Origin of the sequence: Pseudonocardia adelaidensis (assembly GCF_039543345.1) — a bacterium.
Classification (GTDB): Bacteria; Actinomycetota; Actinomycetes; order Mycobacteriales; family Pseudonocardiaceae; genus Pseudonocardia; species Pseudonocardia adelaidensis.
On sequence record NZ_BAABJO010000069.1, the window covers coordinates 1 to 8044 of the forward strand.

Annotated in this window: 8 protein-coding genes and 1 pseudogene; 3 read left to right on the forward strand and 6 right to left on the reverse strand. The window is 72.3% G+C overall.

Annotated elements, in window-relative coordinates; translation table 11 throughout:
• Positions 1 to 123: 123 nt before the first annotated feature.
• Positions 124 to 687 (reverse strand): hypothetical protein, encoded by a 564-nt coding sequence (locus ABEA81_RS42055; protein ID WP_345613626.1) that lies wholly within the window; start codon positions 685 to 687, stop codon positions 124 to 126.
• A gap of 52 nt (positions 688 to 739) precedes the next feature.
• On the opposite strand from ABEA81_RS42055, the gene ABEA81_RS42060 reads away from it, so the two are divergent.
• A complete protein-coding gene (locus ABEA81_RS42060) occupies positions 740 to 1381 on the forward strand; it encodes a TetR/AcrR family transcriptional regulator (RefSeq protein ID WP_345613628.1) in 642 nt (213 codons plus the stop codon).
• 2 nt (positions 1382 to 1383) lie between these two features.
• A complete protein-coding gene (locus ABEA81_RS42065) occupies positions 1384 to 2226 on the forward strand; it encodes a class I SAM-dependent methyltransferase (protein ID WP_345613638.1) in 843 nt (280 codons plus the stop codon).
• Between the two features lie 501 nt (positions 2227 to 2727).
• Here the strand turns inward: ABEA81_RS42065 and ABEA81_RS42070 are convergent.
• Both ABEA81_RS42070 and ABEA81_RS42075 read right to left on the reverse strand, forming a co-directional pair.
• Positions 2728 to 3159, reverse strand: a complete 432-nt coding sequence (locus ABEA81_RS42070; protein ID WP_345613630.1) for a PPOX class F420-dependent oxidoreductase — start codon at positions 3157 to 3159, stop codon at positions 2728 to 2730.
• A 19-nt stretch (positions 3160 to 3178) separates the two neighbouring features.
• Positions 3179 to 3589, reverse strand: a complete 411-nt coding sequence (locus ABEA81_RS42075) for a MarR family winged helix-turn-helix transcriptional regulator (RefSeq protein ID WP_345613640.1) — start codon at positions 3587 to 3589, stop codon at positions 3179 to 3181.
• An 86-nt stretch (positions 3590 to 3675) separates the two neighbouring features.
• On the opposite strand from ABEA81_RS42075, the gene ABEA81_RS42080 reads away from it, so the two are divergent.
• On the forward strand, positions 3676 to 4515 hold the full coding sequence (locus tag ABEA81_RS42080; protein WP_345613632.1) for an MBL fold metallo-hydrolase: 840 nt from the start codon (positions 3676 to 3678) through the stop codon (positions 4513 to 4515).
• Positions 4516 to 4580: 65 nt separating this feature from the next.
• Here ABEA81_RS42080 and ABEA81_RS42085 read toward each other — a convergent pair whose 3' ends face one another.
• From ABEA81_RS42085 to ABEA81_RS42095, 3 genes and pseudogenes are all read right to left on the reverse strand, one after another.
• Positions 4581 to 6512, reverse strand: coding sequence for a right-handed parallel beta-helix repeat-containing protein (locus tag ABEA81_RS42085; protein WP_345613634.1), 1932 nt, complete (start codon positions 6510 to 6512; stop codon positions 4581 to 4583).
• Positions 6509 to 7756, reverse strand: coding sequence for a glycosyltransferase (locus ABEA81_RS42090; protein WP_345613636.1), 1248 nt, complete (start codon positions 7754 to 7756; stop codon positions 6509 to 6511). Before ABEA81_RS42090 ends, ABEA81_RS42085 begins: the two co-directional genes overlap by 4 nt.
• Positions 7753 to 8044: pseudogene (locus ABEA81_RS42095) on the reverse strand (hypothetical protein); the annotation flags it as partial. The pseudogene ABEA81_RS42095 and the gene ABEA81_RS42090, both read right to left, overlap by 4 nt.

The window sequence follows — 8044 nt, forward strand, 5'->3', positions numbered from 1 at the left end:
CTCCGGGGAGCGGGTCGGGTCCTAGACAAGCCACACCCCAACCCGGGGGCTCTCTCTCGATCAACTACCGCTGGCCGCGTGTCACGCCATCCCGACCGTCACCAACGTCCTGGCCGAGTACACCTAGCAGGTGTCCGGGCGCAGAGTGCGGTAGACCGGGTCGACGTCGAGGGTGACGGCCTCGACCTCCGACCGGTAGACGCAGGGTCCGGTGTGCACCTCGACGGTGTCGGCGTCGACGAACCGGACGTCGGACGGCGGCGGCCCGGCTTCGACGCCCTGGTAGACGACGGCCTCCTGCTCGAACGCCCCGCTCCCGGAACGCACGACCACGGCGTAGACCGGGCGGGCGGCCGGGGGCGTCGCCTCGACGACGGCCAGCCGCCGCCCGCCGTCCTCCACCTCGGACACCGTCCGGTTCTCGACCGTCACCTGCGTCGCCAGCAGTACGACCCCCACCCAGCCGAGCGCCGCGACCCCGCCCAGGGTCAGCACGACCACCCGCATCGCACCCCGCGTGAGCAGCGCGAACACCCCGGTGATGAGCAGAACGGCGAGCAGCACGGCGGACGCGGTGAACCACCGGATGTGGCGCAGGTGGAACGGGTCGGCGATCGCCACCCCGGCCAGCACGACGACGACCACGGCGCAGGCCGCGAGGACGAGGGCACCGCGCAGTCTCCGCACGCGGGGCATCCTGCCTTGCCTCACGACTGAACGTGTGATTAGGGTGCTGAACATGAGTTCAGTCACCCAGGACTCGGATCTCACCGCGAAGGCGCGGATCAGGGAGGCCGCGATCGCCGCGTTCGTCCGCGACGGCGTCCAGAAGGCGAACGTGCGCGCGATCGCGGCGGCCGCCGGCGTGAGCGTCGGGCTGGTCTTCCACCACTTCGGCAACAAGGACGGCCTGCGCACCACCTGCGACGAGCACGTGCTGCAGGTCCTGACGGCCCGGGCGCGTTCTGCAGGCAGCCCGGACCTGCTCGGCGAGTACCTGTCGGACCCCGGCGAGTACCGGCTGCTCGTGCAGTACATGGCCCGGGCGGTCCAGGACGACGTGCCGGCGGCGGGCACGTTCGTGGAGCGGCTGGTCGCGGAGTCCGAGGCGATCTTCCGCGCCGGCGCCGCGGACGGCACGATGCGCCCGTCCTCCGACCCGCGCGCGCTGGGCGTGCTGACCGTCCTGATCAGCTTGGCGGTGCTGACGATGCCCCGGCCGCTGGCGCGGGCGCTCGGGCACGAGGACTTCGGCCCCGAGGTGCTGCGCCGCATCACCGTCCCGACCCTCGAGCTCTTCACCCGCGGGCTCTACACCGACGACACCGTCCTGCAGGCGGCCAAAGCCGCGTGGGCGGATGCAGAGAGGACCGAACCGTGAGCATGGTCCTGCCGGCCTTCACACCGGCGCAGGAGAGCCTGTTCCTCACGCTGAGCGGCCGCGCACTCGACAGCCGGCTGCCCCACCCGTTCCTCGGCGACCGGATGGCCGACGAGATCCTCCGGAAGACGGGCTACGACCCGCTCGCCAGGTTCCCGACGATGCGCAGCAGGCTCGTCGACCCGAGGACGAAGGTCTTCGACATCGCGGTGCGCGCCAAGCGGCTCGACGCCGTGGTGCGGGCGTTCGTCGGCCGCCACCCGAACGCCGTCGTGGTGGACATGGGCGCGGGTTTGGACGGCCGGGTCTTCCGCGTCGACCCGCCGCCCACCGTCGACTGGTACGACATCGACCTCCCCGAGGTCATCGCCCTCCGGGAACGGGTGGTGCCGCGCCACGCCCACGCGCACGCCATCGCCGCCGATGTGACGGACGAGCGCTGGCTGGACGGCATCCCCGCGGAGCGGCCTGCCGTGATCGTCGCCGACGGACTGGTCGCGTTCCTGCCGCAGGACGGCTTCGTGTCCCTGCTCGGCCGGCTCACCTCCCACTTCCCGAGCGGCGAACTGGCGTTCAACGCCTACACGACGGTCGCGGTCTGGGCCACCAGGCACCTCGGCAGCTTCGCGACGATCGGCGGCGGGGTCGTCAACCCCGGCTTCAACGACCCCCACGAGCCCGAACGCCGGGTGCCCGCGCTCACCCTCGCCGAGGAGATCTTCCTGACCCGCGCTCCGGAGCTCGCCGCGATGCCGCTGGCCGGGAGGCTGGCCGCGCGGATGATCGCGGGCAGCGCGTGGATGTCCCGGATGAGCGGCACGACGGTGCTCCGCTACCGCTTCTAGCTGGTTGATCCCGGGTTCTCGGTGGTCGAGGGCGATCGGGGAGCGCTCGACGGGGCGCCGCGGCGGTCGGGGCGCACGAAGGTGATACCCAGGCCCGCCGTGCACGTGGTGTCGTCCGAGGTGCAGCACGCGCACCGGATCGCCGATCAAGGGGAAATGGTGGCCGAAGGATCTCCGGGAGCGACCATCCGCCCGTGGTCACCGGTGCCGAGGCAGCCATCTGCCCTTGATCGCTGCGCTGGCCCCGGTTGCGGCCCCGACCCGGTGGGACCGCCTCGTGGCGGCGCCGCGCGCGCCCCATCGGGCAGGCCCTGGCCTGCCCGCGCTGCTGTGTGCAGGGGCCGCAGAGGCTCGGCGGTCACGGGGCGCGCAGCGACGCCGGAGGCGCCCTCGAGCTGCGAGGGGCGGCCCCGCACACTGCGCGGCGCCGCCAGGAGGCACGGAGAAGGGCCCCACGGTCTTGCCCATGGGAATCAACCGTCCAGTGGCCGCCCGGGCCGCCTATGCGACGTCGCGGGTGTACTGGACCCGCTCGTGATCGAGGTGCCAGCTCCGGATGCGCCGGGGGTGGATGCGGATCACCTCGTTGCTGAACCAGCTGCCGCCGTACGGTGGCGGGGCGTGGTCGGTGAGCAGCTCGGCGTCGCCGCGGATCTCGACCCCCCGCCCCCAGCCGGGCTTGACCGCGCCGGGCTCGTCCGGCGTCATGTCGTCCACGACGAAGGACACGGCGGGGGTGGCGGCGATGTTGCGCCACTTCTGGCTCCCGCTCAGCGCGGGCCCGCCGATGTCGACGGTGCCGTCGTCGTTCACCGAGAAGCCGAGTGCCGTCAGCTGCGGACCGTGCGGTCCGATGGTGGCGAGCCGGCCGACCCCCTGGCTCTTCAGGTACACCAGCTCGTAGTCCGTGAAGATCACGACTGCCATCGTCATACCTGAACCGCGGTAGAAGTCAAGCGCGCCGGACGATCGCCCGCTGCAGCAGGTCGTGCAGCACGCCCTGCTCCTCCGGCGTCAGAGCGGCGAGGGGCGACTCCTCACTGAGCAGCTCGAGGAGCCGCTTCCTGAGATCTGCGCCGTCGGGGGTGAGGATCAGCTGCTTGGCCCGGCGGTCGGTCGGGTGCGGACGGCGTTCGAGCACCCCCCGGCTCTCCAGCCGGTCGACCACGACGGTGGCGTTCGACGGCTCGCAGTCCATGCGGTCGGCCAGCTCGCTCATGGTCATCGGGCCGGTCAGCTCGCGCAACGCCGTGGCCTGCGCGGCGGTGAGCCCCAGCTTGACCGCGCGCTCGCGCACATGCGCACCGATCTGGCTCGCGAGGCCGTTCACCAGCCCGCAGATCTCCCGCTCGGCAGCCGGCATCGACACGTATCCAGATTAGCACCGGTACATCAAGCCATGATATTTATGGCTTGAACCTTTCAGGTCATAAGCAGATGGAGTGGGATATGGACGAGCGGCTCCGGCGACCGTCGGGCATCCGGTCGCTGACGATCGGCGACACCACACTCAGCTACGTTCCCGACGGCGCGGTCCAGCTCTCCCCGCGCGGCTGGCTGCCGGACACCACCGACGAGGTCTGGGCGAAGCACCCCGAGTACCTCGACGACTCGGGCCACCTCGTCGCGGGCGTCGGCGGGTTGCTGGTGGAACGCGGCGGCCGGGCACTGCTGATCGACGCCGGGTTCGGCCCGCAGGCGGCGCCCGCGCAGCCGGGCAACCCGTACGGCGCGATCCACGGCGGCGCGCTGCTGGAGAACCTGGCCACGCTCGGCCGCCGCCCCGCCGACATCGAGGCGGTCGCGATCACCCACCTGCACGTCGACCACGTCGGGTGGGCCCGCGAGTTCACCGGCGGTTCCCTGGTTTCCGAACCGGAGTGGGCCCAGCGCCACCTCGCCGTGGAGCAGGGCACCTCCCGCGAGCTTCTCGATGCGCTGCGTCCCACCGTGCGCACCGTGACCGACGGCGAGGAGATCTTCCCCGGGGTCCGGGCCATGCTCACGCCCGGGCACACGGCGGGGCACACCACCTACGTGATCACCGCGGGCGAGCACCGTGTGATCGCCTTCGGCGACGCGTTCCACTCCCCGCTCCAGATGGAGCACCCGGAGTGGTGGGCGGCGCCCGACCACGACCGCGGCCGGTCGACGCACTTCCGCCGTGCCCTCGTGGAGGAGCTGAGCAGGCCGCGCACGATCGGGTTCGGCGTCCACTTCGCCGACGTCGCGTTCGGCCACGTCCACTCCGGCGACGACGGGCCGGCCTGGCGTCCCGTCGACGACTGAGCCGGTACGCGCGTGCCCGGGTGAGGTCCGGGCGGCTGCGAGGACCCTCTCCCGGGCGCGCGGACTCAGCCGGCGATCCGGAGCGTGGGCCCGCGGCGCCGGGTCTGTCCGCCGGCGCGCCGCTGCCGGAAGCTGTGGACCTCCTCCAGGACGACGGCCAGCAGGATCAGCGGCACCCCGATCACACTGATCACGTTCAGCGGCGGCAGGCTCAGGTCGTTGATGCCCGCGAAGACGACCTCGCCGCGCACCGACTCGAGCGCGTGCACCTCGGAGTCCGCGAGGAAGAACGGGCTGCCGTCGGCCGTGTTGACCCCGACGTCCTGGGTGTCGATCGTGACGCCGGTGGCCCGGACGAGCTCGGACGAGCTGGACCGGATTCCCGCCTGGGCGGAGTCGATCGTCGTGTCGGCGATCGTGGTGGCGGCTTCGGCGTCGATGCCGGTGGCGCCGCCGGTGATCCGGCCGCCGACGATCCGGGTGCCGGTGCCGGCGCTGCGGACGGCGTCGGACTCGACGTTGTCGGCCACCAGCCCGGTGATGACGATGCCAGATGTGCCCGGCTTGGCGACCACGCCGTCGCGCCCACCCGCAACGGTCAGGTCGGTGAGCGACGCGTCGTGCGCACCGCGTTCGATCCGCACCGCGGTGTCCGAGTCACGGATCTGGACGCCGTCGAGGCTGGTCCGCCCACCTCCGATGGAGATGCCGGCCACCTGCGCACCCTCGAAGGTCGAGTCGGTGATGTGGAGGTCTGCGGTGCTCTTCTCGACCGACACCCCCCAGCGACCGTCGGCGGTGCGGACGCGGTCGAGCGTGATCCCGCTGCTGCCCACGTGGGTGAACACGCCGACCCGCTGGTCGGTCGCGGTGAAGTCGGTGACGACGACGTCGCTGCTCTCGCTGATCTCGAGCCCGCCGTCCTGGTCGCCCGCGGTGGTCACCCCGGTGATGCGGGGCCCGGTCTGCCGCTTCACCGCGACGCCGAACCCGCCGTTGCCCGACGTGGCGATCCCGGTGATCGGGCGATCCGAGTTGGGCCCGGTGACCAGGACGCCGTCGCCGTCGTTGCGTTCGGCGCGGATCCCGCTCAGCGTCGTGGCCCGGTCGCCGGACAGGACGAGGCCGTCCCCGCCCGATTCGGCGACGGCGACGTCGGCGAGCCGCACCCCTGCCGAGCGCTGCAGCTCGAGTCCGGTGCTGCCGCGCAGCAGGGAGGCGCGCGTCAGGAAGCCCGTGCTGCCGGGGTTGAAGAGCACGGCGGGACGGCCGTCCTCGTCGCCCACGTCCGGGGCACCGAGGTCGCTGACGGTGATGTCGGTGCCCTCCAGCCGACCTCCCGCGGAGGCCACGATGGACGGCCGGCCCGCGGCGTTGGCCGGCAGGGGCTGCCCGGTGGCCGGGTCCACGGAGGTGACGGTGAGACCGGCGAGCCTGAGCGCGCCGCCGCCGGTGTGGATGGACGCGGCGTCAGCGGCACCGGCACCACCGGCCAGGCGCAGGCTGTGCACGTCGGCCCCGGCGACGTCGAGGGTGGTGCCCCGGGTCAGGACGACGGTCGCGGACAGGGTCGCCACGCCGTCGTCGATGGTCAACCAGCTGTCCGGCAGGAAGCGGTCGAGCTCGGCCAAGGTGACCGCCGTGCCGCCGAACGCGAGGTGGCTGCTCACCCGTCCGTCGACGACCACGTCGAGGGATGTGGTGCGCACCGTCACCATCCGGCTCGGGCGGCCCCGCGAGACCCACGACGCCGGCCCGCCGGCCTGGGACGCCTCCGACGCGTGCGGTGGCTGCGGGGTCTCCTGCTCGCCGGAGGCGGGCTCCTCGTCGGGAGTCCGATCCGGGAACACCGCGGCCTGCGCGGCCGGCGCAGCCGAACCGGTGATCGGCTCGGCGGGCCACGACACCATCGCGATCCCGCTCGTCAGGCTGATCCCGACGGCGAGCGTGAGCACGGCGGCGTACCTGGTGCGTCGGCCCGTTCGGGCGCTGCTCATGCCGGGACCCTCATTCGCTCGACGTTCTGCTCGGGGATCACGACGCCGTCCGGCATGGCGTCGGTTCCGGTGCGGACCACCTGGCCGTTCTCGACCGCGACCTGGCGGGTGCCCCAGCGCTGCCTGCGGATCGTGACCAGGGCGTAGATCTTGATGAACGCCATCACCCAGGAGACGGCGACGTAGCCGGGCACCACGAAGAACGACGAGGGGCGCCTGCGGATGTGCGGCTGGAGCTTGGCGGCGCGGCTGAGCTGCCACCACGCGACGAGCACCACGCAGAAGATCCAGTTCCCGTGGAGGAGGGAGAGCACGAAGAAGGCGGGGCCCAGCAGCAGAGTGAAGCCCGACAGCGCCTTGTCGATCATCGTGTAGGCGAGGAAGGGGTGCTGCCACACCCAACCCTTGGACAGTGCGCGCAGGTCGGAGCGCCAGGTGTTGCGGGCCCACCGCAGCCGCTGGCGGAAGAACACCCTCCAGCGGGTGGGGAAGGTCGACCAGACCTCGGCCGTGCGTTGCATGTACGTGAGGTAGCCGCGCTCGAGGGTGAGGGTCGTGAGCCGCTTGTCGTCGCCGGACAGGCACGGCACGCCCCAGAACGTCTCGGCCATGAACTCGTCCTCGACCTCGAGCAGCACGTGGCGGCGGTACACCGCGGTCCGCCCCGAGAGGCACGACACGGCGCGCCCGAGCCGGGACTGGCTCGCGTTCTCGTCGAAGTAGCGGTGGTCGAGGAACATGTCGGTGATCCGGGAGAGGAACCCCGTGCTGCCGTAGACCGACTGCCGCGTGCCGACGCCGCCGATGCGCGGGTCGGCGAACGGCTTGGCGACCTCGGTGGCGACGTTGTCGGCCCAGATCGTGTCGGAGTCGACGAGGGCGACGAGCTCGGTGCGCGCCGCGCGCCACCCGCGGCGGAGCGCGTCGCGCTTGCCCGGGACGTCGGTGATGATCACCTCGACGGGGTACCGCGCCGCGACGTCCTGACACGTGGTGTCGGAGACGTCGACCACGAGGATGACCTGCTCGACGCGGTTGGCGAGCCAGGACTCGATGGCGGTGGCCAGGATCTCGGGGTCCTCCTGGTACACCGGCACGACGATCGCCACCGACGCGCGGTGGTCACCGGCGATCGGCTTGTACATCACGGCGGGGACCCGGCGGATCAGCCAGGCCCCCCACCGGATCAGCCCGAGCACCCCCAGCGGGGTGCCGAGCACGTAGTAGAACAGCGGCAGGTTCATGCCGGTTCGCTCACCGCTTCCGGCTGGGCGCCGCGGGCGGCCTCACGCAGCTGAGCGTGCGTGGCGGCGAGGTCGGTGATGTCGGCCTCGTGGTCCACGATCTCGGTCAGCCGGTCGTTGACCTCGACCACGGCCGAGAGCAGCGGCATGTCCACGCCCACGGTGTCGGCGAAGCCGAGGAAGCCCTGGGTGTCCTTGGGCAGGCAGACGCCGCCGTAGGGGGCGCCGCCGCGGATGCCGTACTCCGGGTTGATCGAGCCTTCGGCGGAGCGGGCGACGGTGGCGGCG